Source organism: Microbacterium sp. NPDC058021 (assembly GCF_042885955.1).
Taxonomy (GTDB): domain Bacteria; phylum Actinomycetota; class Actinomycetes; order Actinomycetales; family Microbacteriaceae; genus Microbacterium.
This window is the reverse complement of record NZ_JBHVRF010000001.1, coordinates 13,296-32,648: the sequence shown is the minus strand read 5'-3', so window position 1 is coordinate 32,648 and position 19,353 is coordinate 13,296. Positions and strand designations below refer to the sequence as shown.

The window sequence follows — 19,353 nt, the reverse complement described above, 5'->3', positions numbered from 1 at the left end:
AGGGGAGGTGATGTCAAGCGCCTGTTTTGCGGGATGCGGGGGCCGCTGGGTACGGTGGACATCGGGCCGTGAGGCCCCGAGGAACCAGTCCGCGCCCTCGCGCCCCCCGGCCACCCGAAGCCGGATGTCGCGGGAGAGCGTATGGTCGGCGGTCTGGGCGACGGATCCGATGTGCGTCGCCGGAGTGCTGTGCCGCGTCGATTTTCGATGCAGCGCGCAGCGCCGATGACCGTCCACCCGGGCGCAACCGATGCGGCCTGAAGCGACGGCTGCCGAGGTGAAACCACGTGACTTCTGCCCCTGCTGTCGAAGCGAAGAACCTGTTCAAGGTCTTCGGACGCAACCCCAAGGATGCCGTCAAGCGTCTGCGCGCCGGCCAGAGCCGGACCGACGTGGCCGATGCCGGAACGGCCGCCGTGATCGATGCGAGCTTCACGGTGCAACCGGGCGAGATCTTCGTGATCATGGGCCTGTCCGGTTCCGGCAAGTCCACCATCATCCGCATGCTCAACGGGCTGCTCCAGCCCACCGCGGGCGAGGTGCTCGTGCAGGGACGCAGCGTCACCGGAGCCTCTCCGGTGACGCTGCGCAGCATCCGCCGGCAGTCGATCTCGATGGTGTTCCAGCACTTCGCGCTCCTCCCGCACCGCACCGTGCTCGACAACGCCGCCTACGCCCTCGAGATCCAAGGTGTCGGAAAGGCCGAGCGTCGCCGTCGCGCCATGGAGATCCTCGAGAAGGTGGGCCTCGCCGATCGCGCCGAGGCCATGCCAGACGAGCTCTCCGGCGGCATGCGGCAGCGGGTGGGTCTTGCCCGTGCGCTCACCGCCGGCACCGACATCCTGCTGATGGACGAGGCCTTCTCGGCGCTGGACCCGCTCATCCGCCGCGAGATGCAGGAGCAGCTGGTGGAGTTGCAGCGCGAGCTCGGCCGCACCATCGTCTTCATCACCCATGACCTCAACGAGGCGATGTTCCTCGGCGACCGCATCGCCGTCATGCGCGATGGGCGCATCGTGCAGAACGGCACGCCCGAGGAGATCCTCACCGACCCGGCCAACGACTACGTCGCCCAGTTCGTGCAGGACGTCGACCGGGCCCGGGTGCTCACGGCATCCGCCGTCATGGAGCCCGCGCACGCCACCACCCCGGTCAGCGCAGGGCTGCGGGGTGCGCTGCGCTCGCTGCGCGAGCTGCAGGCGGGCTCGGTGTTCGTCGTCGAGAACCGCCGGCTGCTCGGTGTCGTCAGCGACCGCCGCGTGATCCGGGCGATCAAGTCGGGCGAGACCGACCTGCGCGCCATCGTCGACACCTCGGTGCCGACCGTCTCACCGGACGACCCGCTCACCGATGTCGTCGAGCACGCCGTCGAGACCACCGTGCCCGTTCCGGTCGTCGACGCCGGCGGACGTCTTGTGGGGCTCATCCCCCGAGTGACGCTGCTGGCCGCGCTCGGCAACGTGCCGCCCACCACGCAGGCGCTGCCGATCATCGAGCCCGCACCCTCCGTGCCGCAGGCCGACCTCGTCGCGTCGCTTGCCGAGCTCGGCGCGTCGGAGGCCCAGGCCGCCGACCTCGCCGCCGCCACGAAGGGGGGTTCCGAGTGAACGACGTGCGCCTCCCGCTCGGCGACATCGCCGAGACCTTCGTCCGCTGGCTCATCGACACCATGGGCTGGTTCTTCGACGGCCTCCGGGCGATCTTCCTGGCCATCTACGACTCGCTGGAGTGGGTGCTGCAGACGCCCCCGTTCTGGGTGATCATCGTCGTGCTCGCGGTGCTGGCCTTCTGGGCCAAGGGCCTGTGGTTGGCCGTCGGCACCGCCGTGGGGCTGCTCATCATCGTCGGCGTCGACCAGTGGGACAACGCCATGCAGTCCCTCGCGCTCGTCATCGTCGCCTCGGTGATCGCTCTCGCCATCGGCATTCCGCTGGGCATCTGGGCTGCGCGCAGCGACACGGTCTCGGCGATCGTGCGGCCCGTGCTGGACTTCCTCCAGACCATGCCCGCCTTCGTGTACCTCATCCCCGCGCTCATGCTCTTCCGCGTGGGCGTCGTCCCCGGCATCGTCGCGACGATCGTCTTCGCGCTGGCACCGGGCGTGCGCCTCACCGAACTCGGCATCCGCGGCGTCGACCGAGAGATCGTCGAGGCCGGGCACGCCTTCGGCGCCTCGCCCGGTCGCATCCTGCGTCAGATCCAGCTGCCGCTGGCGATGCCGTCGATCATGGCCGGTGTGAACCAGGTCATCATGCTGAGCCTGTCGATGGTCGTCATCGCCGGCATGGTCGGGGCCCGCGGTCTCGGCGGCGACGTCGTGCAGAGCCTGCAGAAGATCGACATCGCCCTGGGCGTCGAGGCCGGCCTGTCGGTCGTCGTCATCGCGATGATCCTCGACCGCATGACCTCGGCGCTGGCCACCCGCGGGGCGCGCGGCGCCGGCGGACGGGCGCGCGGTCGCGGCCTCGGTTTCGGTTTCGGCGCGTGGCGCGCCGGCGTCCCGACGCAGCCGACGGCTGCGGCATCCGCGCCCTCGGCATCCGCGCCCTCGGCCTCCGCGCCCTCGGCCTGACGCCGACACAGTCTTGCGAGCTCATCACTCGCGAGGGGCGGGGAGACTCCGCGCCCGACCACAACGACCGCTTCGCGCACAGCACGCGGAGGGAGAGGAAGTCACGATGACCAAGAGAAGCACCCTTCTGGGGGCAGTCGCACTGACGTCGGCAGCCGCACTGGCGCTCACCGGCTGCGCCGGAGGATCCGATGGCGGGTCCGCCGACGGCCCCGCCGACCGTCCGATCACGATCGCCGTGTTCAACGGCTGGGACGAGGGCATCGCCGCATCCGAACTGTGGAAGGCGGTCCTCGAGGAGCAGGGGTACGAGGTCGAGCTCGAGTACGCCGACCCGGCCGCCGTCTACAACGGCATCGCCAGCGGCGACTACGACGTGACACTGGACACCTGGCTGCCGCTGACCCACGGCGACTACATCGACGAGTACGGCGATGACATGGTGGACCTCGGCGCGTGGAACGAGGACGCCAAGCTGACGCTCGCCGTCAACGAGGACGCGCCGATCGACTCGCTCGAGCAGCTCGCCGATAACGCGGACCTGTTCGACAGCACGATCATCGGCATCGAATCGGGCTCGGGTCTTGCCACCGTCGTCGACGAGGCCGTCATCCCCGGGTACGGCCTGGACGCGTTCGACCACGTGACGTCGTCGACCCCGGCCATGCTCACCGAGCTCGACACCGCCACGAGCGCGGGCGAGAACATCCTGGTCACGCTGTGGCGTCCGCACTGGGCGTACGACGCGTTCCCGATCAAGGACCTCGAGGACCCGAAGGGTCTGCTCGGCGAGGCAGAGGGCATCCACTCCTACGCCTCGACCTCGTTCGAGGAGGAGTTCCCTGAGGTGTTCGGGTGGCTGAGCGACTTCACGATGGACAGCGACACGCTGTACTCCCTCGAGAACGCGATGTTCAACGGTCAGGACACCGACGACTACGCGCCTCTCGTCGCCGCCTGGATGGCCGAGAACGAGTCCTACGTCTCCTCCCTGACCGCCGAGTGAGCATTCGTCCGCTCGAGTGAGCATTCGTCTGCTCGAGTGAGCATTCGTCTGTTCGAGTGAGCATTCGTCTGTTCGAGTGAGTATTCGTCGCGTCGAGTGAGTACTCGTCGCGTGCCCGCGATCATCGATTCGGGCGCGGGCGAGTACTCACTCGGCGACGTGAATGCTCACTCGCGGGCGTGAATGCTCAGTCGCGGGAAGGGGACACGCGCGGGGTGGGGTGGGGATCGGCGGTCAGCTCCAGCGCGACCTTCTTCTCCAGCTCCTCCACGGCCTCGTCCGACAGTGAGATGAGGCCGTCGAGCTCCTCGCGCACGCGCTTGTAGGCCAGCTGGCGCTCGGCGGGCGTGGCGGCCTGATCGATGGCCACCGTCAGCAGCTGCTTCGCCGTCGAGAGGCGCTTGCGCTCCCCCTCGGTGAACGACGAATCGCGCACGCGACGGGCGTCCCGCTCGGCGAGGTCGAATGCCACCTCGAACTCGGTCACCGCTGCCCGGTACTCGTCGAGCTGCTCCTTCGTCACCTTCGCCTTGGCCGATGCCGGTCGCAGGTGATCGGCGTTCCGCTTCGCCCGCAGGAACGCCGCCGTCAGCGGCTGCCGCCCGTCGCTCATCGCCGGGAACGCGATGAGCTTCGCCACATCGAGCTCGTAGTCCAGCCAGCGCCGGGTCACCTGATCGTGCGCGACGAACAGCTGCTCGAGCTGATCGGGCTCCGGCGACGGACGGGTGATCGCCGTCGGCACGGATGCCGTCGCGACCGGTTTCGCCCGCGCCGCGGCCTGCGCGGCCTTCAGCTCACTCTTGGCGTGGAGGATCTCCAGTCGCCGCTTGTGCCGGCGCTTGGAGGCACGCTCCCACGCGGAGCCGACACCACCGAAGATGCCGACGAGAGGAAACGCCAGCCACCAGTAGTTGCCGAGGAAGTCGAACAGGGGCTCCACCCTGTCATGGTAGCCCTCGCCGTCGCCGCACCAGGGCGCGGTGCTGAGCCGAGGTCAGTCGGATGCCGGGGGGCGCGGGCTGCGCGCGGGCACCGGCCAGACCGGACTGCCCGTCGGCCGGGTCGGCGACGGGTCCGGCGTGGGTGCGGCGGGCGGGGCCGCCGGCGGCGAGGTCGGGGAAGCGGCCGCGGGCGCAGCCGCGGGGGGCGCGGGAGTCGGCCGCGGAGCAGTGCGCGGCAGGGCGACCCGCGCCGCGCGATACGCGTCCTGCTCGGCCGTCACGAAGGCGGCCTCCACCTGCCGCACCGCATCGCGATACGCGAGGAACTCCGCCGGCGTCACCTTCGCGCGCGCCGAGGCCGGCCGCAATCGCTGCGCCTCGTGCTGGGCACGGAGGAAGGCGAGGGTCGCCGGATGCCGCGCGTCGAGCATCTGCGGGAAGGCCAGCGCCCTGCCGGCATCCGTTTCGTACTCGAGCCAGCGCGCCGTCACGGTGTCGTGCTGGGCGAACAGCGCCTCGATCGGCAGCGGCGCATCGCCCGCGGTGGCGCCGTACTTCGCCCGCGTGGCCTTCACCCTGCTGCGGCTCGCCCGCAGCTGCAACGAGGCCACCCGCTCCTGCTGCTTCGCGGCCTGCAGCGCCTGCCGGGCCGCGGACGTCGATGGGATGCCGGGGGCGGGGATGCCGCGCTGCGCCTTCGCCGTGAGCAGGTCGGCCTGCGCGGCCCGCAGCTGCGCGCGCGCCGCCTGCAGCGCGCGGTAGGCGGTGAGCTCTTCCTGGCGGGCGGCGTCGAGTTCGAGCCGACGGGCCCGGCGACGGGTGGTGGTCAGCGCGCCGTAGCCGACCGCGCCCACGCCCGCGGCGGCGGGGGCGACCCACCACCACGAGCTCACGATCAGGAGCACCGTCTCCACCCTGCCATGCTAGCCGCGGCGGCACCGGGCCGTCCCGGACGCGTCGCTCGCGCCCGCCCGTCGTCCCCCACGCCCGGCATCCCGCCCGCTCGGCATCCCCCCGTCCGGCCCCGCCCGCCCGCCGGCATCCCGCCCAGAAACCACGAATCGGCCGAGACCGCACGCGATGCGCGGTGTCTCGACCGAGAAGTGGTGTGTCAGCGGGCCGGGGTCAGCCGAAGAGCAGCGCGATCACCGTCGAGCCGCCGCCGACGAGGATCAGGGACACGATGACGACCCATGCCACGATCTTCATGCGCCGCTGGCGCCCCTGGCCGTAGGTTCCGTATTCGTCGTCGTTCGACATGTGTCTCCCTCTCAGGCGGGCTCGGTGACCGTGGCGCCGAACGCGGCGGGAAGGGTCGCGCGCGAGCGCTCACGCAGTTCGGCGGCCGGGACGGTGAACAGGCCCTGCACCTCGAGGGCGGGGGCGTCGCCGTCGCCCGGGGCGTCGGTCACGCCGATGCGCAGCACCGGGTACCCGCGGCCGTCGCAGAGGCCCCGGAACTTCACGTCGTCCTCGCGGGGGACGGAGACGATGACACGGCCGGTCGACTCGGAGAACAGCGCGGTCGCGGCATCCACCCCGTCGCGCTCCATGATCTCGCGCAGCCAGACGCGGGCGCCGACGCCGAAGCGCATGACGCCCTCCACGAGCGCCTGGGCGAGGCCGCCCTCGGACAGGTCGTGTGCGCTGGAGACCAGCGACTGCAGGGATGCCGCGTGCAGCAGCTGCGCCAGACGCTTCTCACCCGCCAGGTCGACCTTGGGCGGACGGCCACCGAGGTGACCGTGGATGGTGCCCGCCCACTGCGATCCGCTCAGCTCGGTGGCGGTGACGCCGAGGAGGTAGATGTTCTCGCCGGCATCCTGCCAGCCGCTCGGGATACGGCGGGCGACGTCGTCGATGATGCCGAGCACGCCCACGACGGGGGTGGGGTGGATCGGGGTGTCACCGGTCTGGTTGTAGAACGACACGTTGCCGCCCGTGACCGGGACGCCCAGTTCCAGGCAGGCATCCGACAGGCCGTCGACGGTCTGGCCGAACTGCCACATGACCTCGGGGTTCTCGGGGCTGCCGAAGTTGAGGCAGTCGGTGACCGCGGTCGGGACGGCACCCGTCACGGCGACGTTGCGGTACGCCTCGGCCAGGGCCAGCTTCGCACCCTCGTACGGGTCGAGCTGGCAGAAGCGGCCGTTGCAGTCGGTGGCGATGGCGAAGCCGAGGCCCGACTCCTCGTCGACGCGGATCATGCCGGCGTCGTCGGGGAAGCTCAGCGCGGTGTTGCCCAGCACGTAGTAGTCGTACTGGTTGGTCACCCACGAGGTGTCGGCGAGGTTGGGGCTGGCGACCAGCTGCAGGAACTGCTCGCGCAGCGTCTCCGGGTCGTCGGTGCGGGGGAGCGCGGATGCCGAGTCGTCGCGGAGCGCGTCGATCCAGGTCGGGTACGCGACGGGGCGCTCATAGACGGGGCCGTCGACGGCGACCGTGGACGGGTCGACATTGACGATCTCCTCGCCGTGCCAGAAGATCTGCAGGCGGCCGTCGCCGGTGACCTCGCCCAGCACGCTGGTCTCGACGTCCCACTTGCCGGTGACGGCGAGGAAGGCGTCGAGCTTCTCGGGAGCGACGATGGCCATCATGCGCTCCTGGCTCTCGCTCATGAGGATCTCCTCCGGCGTGAGCGAGGGGTCGCGCAGCAGCACGTTCTCCAGGTCGACGCGCATGCCCGAACCGCCGTTGGCGGCCAGCTCGCTCGTCGCGCACGAGATGCCGGCGGCCCCGAGATCCTGGATCGCCTCGACGAGCTCGCCCTGGTACAGCTCCAGGCAGCACTCGATGAGCACCTTCTCGGCGAAGGGGTCGCCCACCTGCACCGCGGGGCGCTTGGTGGGGCCGCCGTCGGCGAAGGTGTCGGATGCCAGGATCGACGCGCCGCCGATGCCGTCACCGCCGGTGCGCGCCCCGAACAGGACGACCTTGTTGCCGGCGCCGGTGGCGTTGGCCAGCTTGATGTCCTCGTGGCGCATGATGCCGACCGCGAGCGCGTTGACGAGCGGGTTGCCCTGGTAGACGGAATCGAACACCGTCTCGCCGCCGATGTTGGGCAGGCCCAGGCAGTTGCCGTAGAACGAGATGCCGCTGGTGACGCCGTGGACGACGCGCGCCGTGTCGGGGTGGTCGATCGCGCCGAAGCGCAGCTGGTCCATGACGGCCACGGGGCGCGCACCCATCGAGATGATGTCGCGCACGATGCCGCCGACGCCGGTCGCGGCGCCCTGGAACGGCTCGATGTAGCTCGGGTGGTTGTGCGACTCGACCTTGAAGGTCACCGCCCAGCCCTCGCCGACGTCGACGACGCCGGCGTTCTGGCCCATGCCCACCATCAGGCGGGTCTTCATCTCGTCGGAGACCTTCTCGCCGAATTTGCGCAGGTAGATCTTGCTCGACTTGTAGGAGCAGTGCTCGCTCCACATGACGGAGTACATCGCCAGCTCGCCCGACGTGGGGCGGCGGCCGAGGATCTCGCGGATCTTGGCGTACTCGTCGGGCTTCAGCCCGAGAGCGGCGTACGGCTGCTCCCGTTCGGGGGTGGCGACCGCGTTCTCGACGGTATCGGCGACAGAGGTCGAAGAGGGGGTGGTCACGCGGCTGTACTCCAGAAGATGAGGGGGGTGGCCGGACGCGTCCATCCTAGTCGCCCGATGCTTTCGCCCGGTCCCCGACGGCGTCCCCGTCAGGGCCGCTGCAGGGTCGCGTGAGAACTGACCGGACCGATGTGCATCCAAACGGTCCGCTCGCACGGAATACCTCTGTGGCGCCCGACGGCTGTCGCCGAGCGTGACTCTTCTCATCGAAGGAGCTGGAAGATGAACAGGAAACTCTTGATCGGCCTCGCTGCCGCCGTCACCGCGGCGCTCACGCTGACCGCCTCGCCGGCGTCGGCGAACGGCGGCTCGAAGCCCACAGGGTCGATCGTCGACGTGGCGGTCGCCGCATCCGGCGGCGGAACCCCGGATGGCAACAATCGCGACTACGACCTGCTGGTCCAGGCGCTCGTGGCGACCGGGCTCGACGCGACCCTGGCCGACACGAGCACGAAGTACACGGTGTTCGCGCCCAACGACCAGGCCTTCCTGCGCCTGGTCACCGACCTCACCGGTGCGGCGCCGGCGTCGGAGGCGGAGGCGCTCACGACCATCACCTCGTCGTTCACGGCAGAGCAGATCTCGAACATCCTGCTCTACCACGTGGTGCCGGGCCAGAAGCTCGGTCCGCTCCAGGTGCTGCTGTCGCGCAATCTGACGATGGCCAACGGGGGCACGATCCAGCCGCGGGCGACGACCCTCCGTGACGAGACCCCGTCCCTCAAGGACCCGCGTCTGGTGCTCTGGGCGATCAACATCCAGGCGACCAACGGCGTCATCCACACGATCGACCGAGTCCTGGTCCCCGCCGCCTGATCGCGGCGATCGTCACGAGGCCGGGGGCAGCGCCCTCGGCCTCGTCTCGTTCCGCCGCAGCGTCCCGCCCCGCTGCCGAGTGAGCATTCGCGCTGTCGAGTGAGCATTCGCGCTGCCGAGTGAGCATTCGCCGATGCCGCCGCGCACGCATCGCGCCGAAGCCCTTGACGCGCCACCCCGCCGGGCGTAACGTGCAACCAAATGGTTGTACGAATTGAGTTGACCGATGATGAGACCGACCGCCTGTTCCATGCACTGGCGGCGTCGACCAGGCGCGACATCCTGCGGCGGACGCTCCAGCGCGAGCAATCCGTCTCGGCGCTCGCCGCGGCCTACGACATGTCGTTCGCGGCTGTGCAGAAGCACGTCGCCGTGCTCGAGACGGCCGGCCTCGTCGTCAAGCGCGTCGAAGGGCGCGAGCGGCTCGTGCGGGCGGATCCGACCATGATCTCCCGGGCACAGGCGCTGCTCGCGGCATACGAAGCCCTGTGGCGCACTCGCATCGACCGGCTGGATGACCTGCTGGCCGAACGCACCCCTCCTCCAACGATGCAAGGACAATGACATGCCCGTCACCGAAGTCACCACCGACCCTGAAGCCCTCACGATGACGCTCATCGCGGACTTCGCCGCCCCCGCAGAGCGTCTCTGGCAGGCGTTCACCGACCCCCGCGAGCTCGAGCGGTTCTGGGGCCCGCCGGGATGGCCCGCCACCTTCACCGAGTTCGACCTGTCCGTCGGTGGGCGCGCTCGCTACCACATGACCGGTCCGCGGGGTGAGCGCGCCGGCGCGGTATGGGAGTTCCTCGCGATCGAAGAGCCCCGGAGCATCGAGGTTCTCGACTCGTTCGTCGATGAGGACGGACAGCCGTCGGAAGGGATGCCGACGACGCGCATGGTGCTCTCTTTCGAGCCCACGCCCGACGGCTCGCGCCTGCGCAGCACCAACTACTTCACGTCGGCCGAGGCGCTGGAGCAGATCGTCGCGATCGGTTTCGTCGAGGGATCGACGATGGCGATGAACCAACTGGACCGCGTCCTGGCGGGACTGCGGGACTACGCGCAGGGCAAGGGCACCCAGGTCGGACTGCTCGATGACACCCACGTGCGCATCACCCGTCTGATCGAGGGCCCGCGCGAACTCGTGTGGCGCGCGCACCACGACCCGGATCTGCTGCGTCGATGGATGCTCGGTCCCGACGGCTGGTCCATGACGACGTGCGAGGTCGCTCCGGCCGTGGGCGGGCGCTACCACTACGCGTGGGCTCAGGACGGGGTGCCCGGGACGGAGTTCGGCTTCGAGGGCGAGACGCTGCTGTCCGAGCCGCCGCGACGGGCCGTCACGACCGAGCGCATGGTCGGGATGGAAGGTCCGGGAACCGTCAACGACATGAACCTCGAAGAGGAGGACGGCGCGACGCTGCTGACCCTGTTCATCGAATACCCCGACCTGCAGACCCGCGACATGATCCTCGCCACCGGCATGGCCGACGGGATGGAAGACAGTTACGCCCGGCTCGAGTCGGTGCTCGCGAGCGACACCGCACCCCGCTGAACCGCGCTGACGCCCCAGAGGCGCTGTGTGCCTCTGCCGGTGCACAGCGCCTCCTCCACAGGGAGGTGATCCCGGCGAGTCGTCCCCAGAACGCCGCTTTGCGCCCGCGGGGACACCCCGCCGGGGGCCACCCTGAGGGGCATGACGACACCCATCGCATCACCCCCGTTGACCGACGACGTGCGCCTGCAGGAGTACCTCGAGCCGCTCCTGCAGACGGCGGCACGCCGACAGCTGTGGCTGTTCTTCCTCGACGCCGACGACCGCCTCGGCGGCCCTGTCATGCCGACCGCCGAACTGCCCCGCGATCCGTCCCGCATGGTGCTCACCGAGGACCTCGGGGAGCAGACCGTCGCCGACGTGATCGGGGCCCGGTTCTCCACCCTCATGCAGGAGCTCGGCCTCGCGCAGGTCGTACTGGTGTGGGAGCGCCGGGGCGGCGCGAAGATGCACGCGGAGGAACGTGAGTGGGCGCGGGCATTGGGAGCGGCGCTCCGCGCGGAAGGCGCGCGCGTGCGTGCGCAGTTCCTGCTGCACGACCGGGGCCTGCGCATCCTCGCTCCCGACGACGCCGTTTAGCGGCGAGGCGCACGACGGCCGGGCTGCCCAGCCCAGCGGCAGGCGCCAGACTCACGGCAGGTGTCAGACAGGCGCGGCAACGGCGGCTCAGCCGCGGCAGCCTCCGGCAGAGCCGCGGCAGCCTCCGGCAGAGCCGCGGCAGCCTCCGGCAGGCGGGCCCCGCAGTGCCTCAGGCGCGCGGCAGCGCGTCTTCCAATGCCACCCACGCGAGCATCGCGCACTTCACGCGGGCGGTGAACTTCGATACCCCCGACAGCGCCGTGGCATCCCCGTAGACGTCGTCGTCGAGTTCGAGCTTGCCGCGCGAGCGCAGCACCTCGCGGAACCCGCCGATGAGCTTGATGGCGTCTTCACGGCTCATGCCGCCGTCGGCTTCGACCCGGTCGTCGATGAGCGAGGCGAGCATGGATGCCGACGCCTGCGAGATGGAGCATCCGGCGCCGTCCCACGTGACCGAGGTGAGCGTCTCACCGTCGTCGGACACCCGGGCGCGCAGCGTGATGTCGTCGCCGCAGATGGGGTTGTGCTGGTGCGAGGTGGCCGTGCGGCCCTCCTCGGGCGCGAGCCCGCGGGCGTGCGGGTGCTTGGAGTGATCGAGGATCAGCTCCTGGTACAGCGAATCGAGGTTGCTCATGCGGTGGCCCCTTCCACGCCGAAGTACGACCGCACTCCGGCGACAGCGTCGAGAAAGCGGTCGACGTCGTCGTCGGTGGTGAACACGGATGCCGAGGCGCGCACGGACGCCGTCAGGCCGAATCGGGCGTGCAGCGGCTTGGCGCAGTGGTGACCGACACGCACCGCGATGCCGCGGGAGTCCAGGAACTGCCCCACGTCGTGGGCGTGCACGCCGGCGACGTCGAACGACGCGAGCCCGATGCGGTCGGCCGCGCCCTCGGCGGCGTCACCCAGCACCCGCACGCCGTCGATGTCGCGCAGCCCCGCGAGGAGCCGACGGCCGATCTCGCGCTCGTGCGCGTGGACCGCATCCATGCCGATGTCCTCGAGGTACCGCACCGCCGCAGCCAGCGCGATGGCCTGCGACACCGGCTGCGTGCCGGCCTCGAACTTCTGCGGGGCGGGCAGGAACCCGGCCTCGTCGAGGGTCACGGTCGTCACCATCGAGCCGCCGGTGAGGAACGGCGGGAGGGCCTCGAGCACGTCGGTGCGGCCGTAGAGCGCGCCGATGCCGTAGGGGCCGAGCATCTTGTGGCCCGAGAAGGCGGCGAGGTCGACGCCGAGCGCGGGGAGGTCCAGCGCCAGGTGCGGCACCGACTGGCAGGCATCCATCACGGTCAGAGCGCCGACGTCGCGCGCGAGGGCGACGATGTCGGCGACGGGGTTCACGATGCCGAGCACGTTGGAGACGTGCGAGAACGCCACGACCCGGGTGCGCTCGCCGATGATCTCGGCCGCGGCATCCATGTCGAGCGTGCCGTCCTCGCGCACCGGGATGTGACGCAGCACGGCGCCGGTGCGGGCGGCGAGCTCCTGCCAGGGGATGAGGTTCGCGTGGTGCTCGGCCTCGGTGACGACCAGTTCGTCGCCCTCACGCAGCGCGTAGGGTGCGGATGCCGGGAGGCCCCGCCCCGCCGTGGCGTTGCCGATGGCGTAGGCGACCAGGTTGAGGGCGGCGGTGGCGCCGCTGGTCCACACCAGGTTCTCGGGGTCGGCGCCGACGAAGCCGGCGACGGTCTCGCGGGCGTCCTCGAACAGCTCGGTGGCCTCGGCGGCCAGCGTGTGGGCGCCGCGGTGCACGGCGGAGTTGGCGCGCGTGAGGAAGTCGATCTCGGTGTCGAGCACGACGCGCGGCTTCTGGCTTGTGGCTCCGGAGTCGAGGTAGACCAGCGGCTCGCCGTTGACGGTCTCGCCCAGGATCGGGAAGTCGGCGCGCAGCGCAGCGGCGTCGAGAAGACGGCCCGCGGCCTCGGATGCGATGGGGGCACTCACCCTTCCAGGCTACGCCGCTCCGGCGGTACGGGGTCCGGCGGTACGGGGTCCGGGGGCTCGGCGTCGGCGGCGGGCGCCAGGTGCGCCACCAGGCCGTAGGTCGCGGGGAGCCCTGCCCGGTCGTCGCCGGGCAGAGGACGGGCCGCCCGCCGGTAGAGCAGCCGCGAGGAGTCCAGCATCCAGGGTACGAGGGTCACCACGACCCCGTGCACGAGCATCAGCCGCTGGGTGAGCCGTCGCGCACGCCGGTTGTGCAGGAACGACTCCCACCAGTGCCCGACGATGTACTGCGGCAGGTAGATGGTCACGACCGACGACCCGTGCTTCTTCCGGTACTCGCCGATGAACGCGGCCAGCGGGCCGGCGTACTGGCGGTACGGGGATTCCAGGATGACCAGGGGCACCGGCACGTGGTGCTCCTCCCAGTCCGCTTCCAGCTGTGCGGTGTCGCGCGGCGTGACGCTCACATGCACCGCGATCGTCGTGTCGTGCCGGGCGGCGAGGGCGTAGTCGATCGCCTTCGCCGCCGGCTTGTGGAGGGACCCCACGAGCACCAGGGCGACGTCGCCGCGGGATCCGAAGTGGACACTGTCGTCGATGGTGGTCTCCTCCTCGACGTGGAGGTAGTACCGGCGCACGCCCATCATCAGCGCCGTCAGCACCGGGATCGCCAGGAAGATCAGCCACGCTCCGTGCGTGAACTTGGTCACCGTGACGATGACCAGCACCACCACCGTCATCACGGCGCCGAGCGAGTTGACGACGCGCCCGCGCAGGGCGGCGCGTCGTTCGAGCGTCGCGCTGCGCGGGATCAGCCTCAGCTCGCGGTTCCAGTGCCGCACCATGCCGATCTGGCCGAGCGAGAACGACACGAACACGCCGATGATGTACAGCTGGATCAGCGTCGTGAGGTCGGCCTGGAAGATCAGCAGCACGGCGAGGGCGGCGATGCCGAGCAGGATCATGCCGTTGGAGTAGACCAGGCGGTCACCGCGCGTGTTGAGCGACTTGGGTGCGTATCCGTCGCGGGCGAGCACCGATCCGAGCAGGGGGAACCCGTTGAACGCGGTGTTGGCGGCGAGCAGCAGAACGCACGCGGTGGTGGCCTGCACGATGTAGAAGGGCACGGAGCCCATGCCGAAGGTCGCCGCCGCGACCTGTGCCATGAGCGATGGCTGGGGCAGGGAGCAGTCGAAGCCGATCAGCCGGCAGGGGTCCTCCGCGTACCGCACGCCGCTGACGAGGGCGAGGGCGGTGAGTCCCGCGAAGAGCGAGATGGCGATGACGCCCATGATCGCCAGGGTGGTGCGTGCGTTGCGGTCCTTCGGCGGACGGAAGGCGGGCACGCCGTTGGCGATCGCCTCGACCCCCGTCAGCGCCGAACAGCCGCTGGCGAAAGCACGCAGGAGCAGCAGCACGACCGCGACCTGGGTGAGGCCGTCCGCCTCCACCCCGAACTGCGCACTGGATGCCACCGGGGCGTCGCCGACGGCCCAGCGCACGAGCCCGGTGGCCACCATGACGCCCACCGAGCCGATGAACAGGTAGGTCGGCAGGGCGAACGCGCGCGACGCTTCGCGCACCCCGCGCAGGTTGACCGCGACGAGGAGGGCGACGAACCCGATGGCGAGCTCGACGCGCCACGGGTTCAGCACGGGCAGCGCCGAGATGATGTTGTCGACCCCCGCAGCCACCGACACCGCGACGGTGAGGATGTAGTCCACCAGCAGGGCGGAGGCGACGACCACCCCCGGTACCTCGCCCAGGTTGGTGCGTGCCACCTCGTAGTCACCGCCGCCGGACGGGTAGGCGGTGATCAGCTGCCGGTAGCTGAGCACGACGACGGCCAGCAGCACCACCACCGCCAGGGCGATCCACGGGCTGAAGGTGAGAAACGACAGCCCGCCCAGCAGCAGGATCATGAGCAGTTCCTGCGGCGCATACGCCACCGACGACAGGGCGTCGGAGGCGAAGATCGGCAGCGCCATGCGCTTGCGCAGCAGTTGCTGGTCCTGCCCGCTGGAGGTGAGCGGCTCGCCGAGGAGCAGGCGCTTCACGGCGGGGGACTCCGCCGCCGGACCCGGTTGATCTGTGGTCACGGCGGGGGACGCTACGCCTGCGCGGTCCGGTGCGCAATGGGCGCGCGGCGCGTCGCCCGAGGTGTGCGGGCTCAGGGGCCGCCCACGTGCGAGCGCGTCCCCCGGTCGACCGGAATGCGGTGATCGGCCGGAATGCGGTGCGTTCGCGGCATCCGGCCCTCAGCCCGGCAGATCTCCGCATTCCGGCAGCGGATGCCGGGGCAGCGGATGCCGGGACACCGGATGCCGGGTGCGCGTCAGCCGAGGAACTCCCGCGCCGCGACCACCAGGTTCGCCACGCCCCGCTCGATGGTGGGATGCAGGACCGGCGCGTAGAACGGGGAGTGGTTGGTCGGGATGTCCTTCTCCACCGTGTCCGCGGCGACCGCCGCGGCGTAGGCGTCGGGGTCCACGCCGCCGAAGAACCAGAACACCAAGGGTGCGCCGCTGTCGCGGGCGAACCACGACACGTCCTCGCTGCCGGTGAACATGCCGGGGTCCACGACCGTGCCCTCGCCGAACGTCCGCTCGAACGCCGCGGTGAGGCGCGCCGTGGCATCCGCGTCGTTGATCGTCGGCGGCAGCGTGTGCTGGATGCTGATCACCGGCGGGGCCTCTGCGCCGGAGGCATCCGCCTCGGCCCGCACGATCCGCTCCACCTTCGCCATCACGCGGGCGCGTGCCTGGTCGTCGGGGTAGCGCAGGCTCAGCTCCAGCCTCGCCTCGGCGGGGATGATGTTGTTCTTCAGGCCCGCGTGGATCGACCCCACCGTGACGACCGCCACATCGCGCGGGTCGACTTCGCGCGAGACGATCGTCTGCAGCCGCATGACGGTGGCCGCCGCCATGACGACGGGGTCGATCGTGGCGTGCGGGCGCGAGCCGTGGCCGCCGCGGCCGAGCAGGGTCACGGTCAGTCCGTCGGACGCCGCCATCTGCGTGCCGCTGCGCACCCCGACGACGCCCGCAGGCAGCGGCGTGACGTGCTGGCCGAGCACGATGTCGGGACGGGGGAACCTGTCGAGCACGCCGTCGGCGATCATCGCCTGCGAGCCGGCGCCGTACTCCTCGGCCGGCTGGAACACCGCCACGACCGTTCCCGACCATTCGTTCCTCGTGGCCCTCAGCCGCTCCAGCGCGCCGAGCAGCGCGGTGACGTGCATGTCGTGACCGCACGCGTGCATGACCGGCACGTCCTGGCCCGCCGGATCGATGCCGCGCGCGGTGCTGGCGTACTCCAGTCCCGTGCGCTCCTCGACGGGGAGGCCGTCCATGTCGGCACGCAGCCACACCGTGGGCCCCTCGCCGTTGTGCAGCACAGCGGCGACGCCGGTCTTGCCGATGCCCTCTTCGAACTCGATGCCGAGCTTGTCCAGCACGCGTGTGACGACGCCGGCGGTGCGGGTCTCCTGGAACGAGAGCTCCGGATGCCGGTGCAGATCGAGGTAGAGGGCTTCGAGGTCGATGCTCATGCCCGTGAGCCTAGGGGGCGGGGCGTGCCGGTGGTGCGGTGGACGCGCGCACGACGAGCTCGAACGGAAGGGGCGCGAGCGGCGCCGATGGTGCGACGTCGCCGAGCTCGGCCAGCACAGCCTCGGCGGCGCGCAGGCCCTGGTCGTGGGGGAACTGATCGACGGTGGTGAGCCCGAAGAACCCGCTCAGCTCGTGACCGTCGACACCCACGATCGACAGGTCGCCCGGCACCGAGAGGCCGAGGTCGCGCGCGGCGATGAGCGCGCCGATCGCCATCTCGTCCGAGGCGGCGAAGATCGCGGTGGGCGGCTGGTCGGAGCGCAGCAGCCGCATGGCCGCGCGGTGGCCGCCCTCGATCGTGAAGTCGGCGTGCTCATGGCGGGCGGATGCCGCAGGCAGGCCGGCGTCGGCGATGGCCTGTTCGAAGCCGTGTCGCCGGAGCGTCGGAATGTGGTCGCCCTCGGCGTCGTACGCGGAGGTGGTGCCGATGTGGGCGATGCTGCGGTGCCCGAGGGCGGTGAGGTGCCCGGTGGCCAGGCGCGCCACCGCAACGTCGTCGACCGACAGGCTCGGCAATCGCGGGTGCGCGGCGCCGAGGGCGACCACCGGGAGCCCCAGCGCCTCGACCCGTTCGACCTCGGCGGCGTCGAGCGAGATGGCGATCGCGATCACGGCATCCACCCGCTGCCGCCGCAGGAACGTCTCGAACACCGTCGCGCGCTCGGCGGCATCCTCCGTCAACGCGTAGAGCGTGATGTCGTACCCCGCCCGCTGCAGTCCGGAGGCGATGCCGGCGAGCACGGTGGAGAAGTACCAGCGGTCGACCACCGGCAGCAGCACCCCGATGTTGCGGGTGCGGCCGGAGGCGAGGCTCGACGCCGACGACGAGACGACGTACCCGAGCTCCGCCGCCGTCGCGAGCACCCGCGAGCGGGTGTCCAGCGACACCTGGCCGCGGCCGCTGAGGGCCCGCGAGACCGTGGCCGTGGAGACCCCGGCCGCGCGGGCCACTTCGTCGATGCTCACCATGGTGTCGGGCCCCGCAGGGCTCGGATCAGGCCGATCGCAGCCACACGGTCGTGTCGGCCGGCAGCGAGCCGCCGGTCACCGGCTCGCTCGCCGCCAGCACGTCACCGGCCGGCAGTGCCACCGGCTCGGAGCCGATGTTCGACAGCACGGTGACGTCGCCGTTGCGGAAGGCCAGCACGTCGTCGCCGAAGCCGTCGATCCACTCCAGCGTGCCGGCGCCCAGGCCGTGCGCGCGGCGCTCGGCGAGGAGCGTGCGGTACAGCGACAGGGTCGATGCCGGGTCGCCGGCCTGCGCGTCGCGGGCGAACCGTGCCCATTCCGCGGGCTGCGGCAGCCAGGACTGACCGGTCGGGCTGAACCCGTACGCGGGGGCGTCGGCATCCCACGGGATCGGCACGCGGCAGCCGTCGCGTCCGTAGCGCTCACCCTCGGTGCGGAACCAGGTCGGGTCCTGGCGGGCGTCGCCGGGGAGGTCGATGACCTCGGGCAGGCCCAGTTCCTCGCCCTGGAAGAGGTAGGCCGAACCGGGAAGAGCGAGCATGACCGACGACGCGGCGCGGGCGCGGCGCAGGCCCAGCACGGGCTCCGGCTGGCCGGGGGAGTCCGGCCCGATGCCGTGACCCTGCGGGTTCTCAGCGGTCAGCGCCAGACGCGACGCGTGGCGCACGACGTCGTGGTTGGACAGCACCCACGTGCTCGGGGCGCCGACGGCGGGGTAGGCGCGCAGCGACTCGTCGATGACCTCACGCAGTGCCGTGGCATCCCAGGGGGTCTCGAGGTAGGCGAAATTGAACGCCTGGTGCATCTCGTCGGGACGCACCCACTTGGCGGTGATGTCCACGGTGGGCAGCCACGCCTCGGCGCAGAGGGCCCGGTCGCCGTCGTACTCGGCGAGCAGCTTGTGCCAGTCGCGGTAAATGTCGTGCACGCCCTCCTGGCCCCAGTAGGGGACGTCGGCCTCGTCGCCACCCATCGACCCGCTCTCGGGGTCGGGCGTGTAGTCGGGCAGGCCCGCAGCCTTCACCAGGCCGTGGGCGACGTCCACGCGGAAGCCGTCGACCCCGCGGTCGAGCCAGAAGCGCAGGATGCGGCGGAACTCCTCGTGCACCTCGGGGTTGGACCAGTCGAAGTCGGGTTGCGACGAGTCGAACAGGTGCAGGTACCACTGACCGGGCGTGCCGTCGGGCTCGATCACACGGGTCCAGGCAGGCCCGCCGAACACGGACTCCCAGTTGTTCGGCGGCAGTTCGCCGTGCTCGCCCTTGCCGTCGCGGAAGATGTAGCGGGCGCGCTCGCGGCTGCCGGGGGCGGCGGCGAGGGCCTGCTGGAACCACACGTGCTGGTCGGAGGAGTGGTTGGGGACGAGGTCCGCGATGATGCGGATGCCACGGGCGTGGGCCGCCTCGATGAGGTCGTCGAAGTCGGTGAGGGTACCGAAGAGCGGGTCGACGTCGCAGTAGTCGGACACGTCGTAGCCGGCATCCTTCTGGGGCGACCGCTGGAACGGGCTCAGCCAGATCGCGTCGATGCCGAGGGACTTCAGATCGTCGATGTGCGCGGTGACACCGGGCAGGTCGCCCACGCCGTCGCCCGAGGCGTCGGCGAAGGAGCGGGGGTAGATCTGGTAGATGACGGCGGTGCGCCACCACTCGGCGCCGGGGCGGGTGTTCTCGCGGGTCTCACCGGGGAGGGCGGTGTCGGAAAGTGTCATGCCGACATGGTACTGCAAGCGCTTACAGTGGTCGCGGCGTC

At 70.9% G+C, this 19,353-nt stretch carries 17 protein-coding genes; 7 read left to right on the top strand and 10 right to left on the bottom strand.

What is annotated here, in order from left to right; translation table 11 throughout:
• Positions 1–287: 287 nt before the first annotated feature.
• The 3 genes from ACFVR6_RS00145 (at position 288) to ACFVR6_RS00135 (ending at position 3,578) form a co-directional block, all read left to right on the top strand.
• Entirely contained in the window at positions 288–1,607 is a 1,320-nt protein-coding gene (locus ACFVR6_RS00145) for a quaternary amine ABC transporter ATP-binding protein (RefSeq protein WP_386957666.1), read from the top strand.
• Positions 1,604–2,572, top strand: a complete 969-nt coding sequence (locus ACFVR6_RS00140) for an ABC transporter permease (RefSeq protein WP_386957664.1) — start codon at positions 1,604–1,606, stop codon at positions 2,570–2,572. Before ACFVR6_RS00145 ends, ACFVR6_RS00140 begins: the two co-directional genes overlap by 4 nt.
• Positions 2,573–2,678: 106 nt before the next feature.
• A complete protein-coding gene (locus tag ACFVR6_RS00135) occupies positions 2,679–3,578 on the top strand; it encodes a glycine betaine ABC transporter substrate-binding protein (RefSeq protein ID WP_386957662.1) in 900 nt (299 codons plus the stop codon).
• A 187-nt stretch (positions 3,579–3,765) separates the two neighbouring features.
• Here the strand turns inward: ACFVR6_RS00135 and ACFVR6_RS00130 are convergent, their stop codons facing one another.
• The 4 genes from ACFVR6_RS00130 to purL all read right to left on the bottom strand — a co-directional run bounded on the left by ACFVR6_RS00130 (position 3,766) and on the right by purL (position 8,124).
• Entirely contained in the window at positions 3,766–4,521 is a 756-nt protein-coding gene (locus ACFVR6_RS00130) for a hypothetical protein (RefSeq protein ID WP_386957660.1), read from the bottom strand.
• Positions 4,522–4,575: 54 nt separating this feature from the next.
• The gene (locus ACFVR6_RS00125; protein WP_386957659.1) at positions 4,576–5,436 is read right to left on the bottom strand and encodes a hypothetical protein; all 861 of its coding nucleotides are present in this window, start codon (positions 5,434–5,436) and stop codon (positions 4,576–4,578) included.
• Between the two features lie 211 nt (positions 5,437–5,647).
• Entirely contained in the window at positions 5,648–5,782 is a 135-nt protein-coding gene (locus tag ACFVR6_RS00120) for a hypothetical protein (RefSeq protein WP_386957658.1), read from the bottom strand.
• 11 nt (positions 5,783–5,793) lie between these two features.
• Complete coding sequence (gene purL / locus ACFVR6_RS00115) at positions 5,794–8,124, bottom strand: phosphoribosylformylglycinamidine synthase subunit PurL (RefSeq protein WP_386957656.1); 2,331 nt, start codon at positions 8,122–8,124, stop codon at positions 5,794–5,796.
• A gap of 222 nt (positions 8,125–8,346) precedes the next feature.
• Here purL and ACFVR6_RS00110 point away from each other — a divergent pair, with 222 nt between their 5' ends.
• The 4 genes from ACFVR6_RS00110 (at position 8,347) to ACFVR6_RS00095 (ending at position 11,074) form a co-directional block, all read left to right on the top strand.
• Positions 8,347–8,940, top strand: a complete 594-nt coding sequence (locus ACFVR6_RS00110) for a fasciclin domain-containing protein (RefSeq protein ID WP_386957654.1) — start codon at positions 8,347–8,349, stop codon at positions 8,938–8,940.
• A gap of 201 nt (positions 8,941–9,141) precedes the next feature.
• Entirely contained in the window at positions 9,142–9,504 is a 363-nt protein-coding gene (locus tag ACFVR6_RS00105; RefSeq protein ID WP_386957652.1) for an ArsR/SmtB family transcription factor, read from the top strand.
• A gap of 1 nt (position 9,505) precedes the next feature.
• On the top strand, positions 9,506–10,495 hold the full coding sequence (locus ACFVR6_RS00100; protein WP_386957650.1) for an SRPBCC family protein: 990 nt from the start codon (positions 9,506–9,508) through the stop codon (positions 10,493–10,495).
• A 141-nt stretch (positions 10,496–10,636) separates the two neighbouring features.
• Entirely contained in the window at positions 10,637–11,074 is a 438-nt protein-coding gene (locus ACFVR6_RS00095) for a hypothetical protein (RefSeq protein ID WP_386957648.1), read from the top strand.
• Positions 11,075–11,243: 169 nt separating this feature from the next.
• Here ACFVR6_RS00095 and sufU read toward each other — a convergent pair whose 3' ends face one another.
• From sufU to ACFVR6_RS00065, 6 genes are all read right to left on the bottom strand, one after another.
• Positions 11,244–11,708: a Fe-S cluster assembly sulfur transfer protein SufU gene (gene sufU, locus ACFVR6_RS00090; protein ID WP_386957646.1), complete on the bottom strand. Its 465-nt coding sequence runs from the start codon at positions 11,706–11,708 to the stop codon at positions 11,244–11,246.
• Positions 11,705–13,021, bottom strand: coding sequence for an aminotransferase class V-fold PLP-dependent enzyme (locus tag ACFVR6_RS00085; RefSeq protein WP_386957645.1), 1,317 nt, complete (start codon positions 13,019–13,021; stop codon positions 11,705–11,707). Before ACFVR6_RS00085 ends, sufU begins: the two co-directional genes overlap by 4 nt.
• Positions 13,018–15,009 (bottom strand): APC family permease, encoded by a 1,992-nt coding sequence (locus ACFVR6_RS00080; RefSeq protein WP_386958793.1) that lies wholly within the window; start codon positions 15,007–15,009, stop codon positions 13,018–13,020. The genes ACFVR6_RS00085 and ACFVR6_RS00080 overlap by 4 nt, the downstream gene beginning before the upstream one ends.
• Before the next feature lie 347 nt (positions 15,010–15,356).
• A complete protein-coding gene (locus ACFVR6_RS00075; protein WP_386957643.1) occupies positions 15,357–16,571 on the bottom strand; it encodes an amidohydrolase in 1,215 nt (404 codons plus the stop codon).
• Between the two features lie 10 nt (positions 16,572–16,581).
• Entirely contained in the window at positions 16,582–17,601 is a 1,020-nt protein-coding gene (locus ACFVR6_RS00070; RefSeq protein WP_386957641.1) for a LacI family DNA-binding transcriptional regulator, read from the bottom strand.
• Positions 17,602–17,626: 25 nt separating this feature from the next.
• Positions 17,627–19,312, bottom strand: a complete 1,686-nt coding sequence (locus ACFVR6_RS00065; RefSeq protein WP_386957640.1) for a glycoside hydrolase family 13 protein — start codon at positions 19,310–19,312, stop codon at positions 17,627–17,629.
• Positions 19,313–19,353: the final 41 nt, after the last annotated feature.

Excerpts from the sequence above, each read along its gene's own strand:
- ACFVR6_RS00100 (WP_386957650.1), top strand. The coding sequence starts at position 9,506 with ATGCCCGTCACCGAAGTCACCACCGACCCTGAAGCCCTCACGATGACG.
- ACFVR6_RS00065 (WP_386957640.1), bottom strand. The coding sequence starts at position 19,312 with ATGACACTTTCCGACACCGCCCTCCCCGGTGAGACCCGCGAGAACACC.
- ACFVR6_RS00110 (WP_386957654.1), top strand. The coding sequence starts at position 8,347 with ATGAACAGGAAACTCTTGATCGGCCTCGCTGCCGCCGTCACCGCGGCG.
- ACFVR6_RS00070 (WP_386957641.1), bottom strand. The coding sequence starts at position 17,601 with ATGGTGAGCATCGACGAAGTGGCCCGCGCGGCCGGGGTCTCCACGGCC.
- ACFVR6_RS00075 (WP_386957643.1), bottom strand. The coding sequence starts at position 16,571 with ATGAGCATCGACCTCGAAGCCCTCTACCTCGATCTGCACCGGCATCCG.
- ACFVR6_RS00135 (WP_386957662.1), top strand. The coding sequence starts at position 2,679 with ATGACCAAGAGAAGCACCCTTCTGGGGGCAGTCGCACTGACGTCGGCA.
- sufU (WP_386957646.1), bottom strand. The coding sequence starts at position 11,708 with ATGAGCAACCTCGATTCGCTGTACCAGGAGCTGATCCTCGATCACTCC.
- ACFVR6_RS00080 (WP_386958793.1), bottom strand. The coding sequence starts at position 15,009 with ATGGCGCTGCCGATCTTCGCCTCCGACGCCCTGTCGTCGGTGGCGTAT.
- ACFVR6_RS00105 (WP_386957652.1), top strand. The coding sequence starts at position 9,142 with ATGGTTGTACGAATTGAGTTGACCGATGATGAGACCGACCGCCTGTTC.
- ACFVR6_RS00095 (WP_386957648.1), top strand. The coding sequence starts at position 10,637 with ATGACGACACCCATCGCATCACCCCCGTTGACCGACGACGTGCGCCTG.
- ACFVR6_RS00120 (WP_386957658.1), bottom strand. The coding sequence starts at position 5,782 with ATGTCGAACGACGACGAATACGGAACCTACGGCCAGGGGCGCCAGCGG.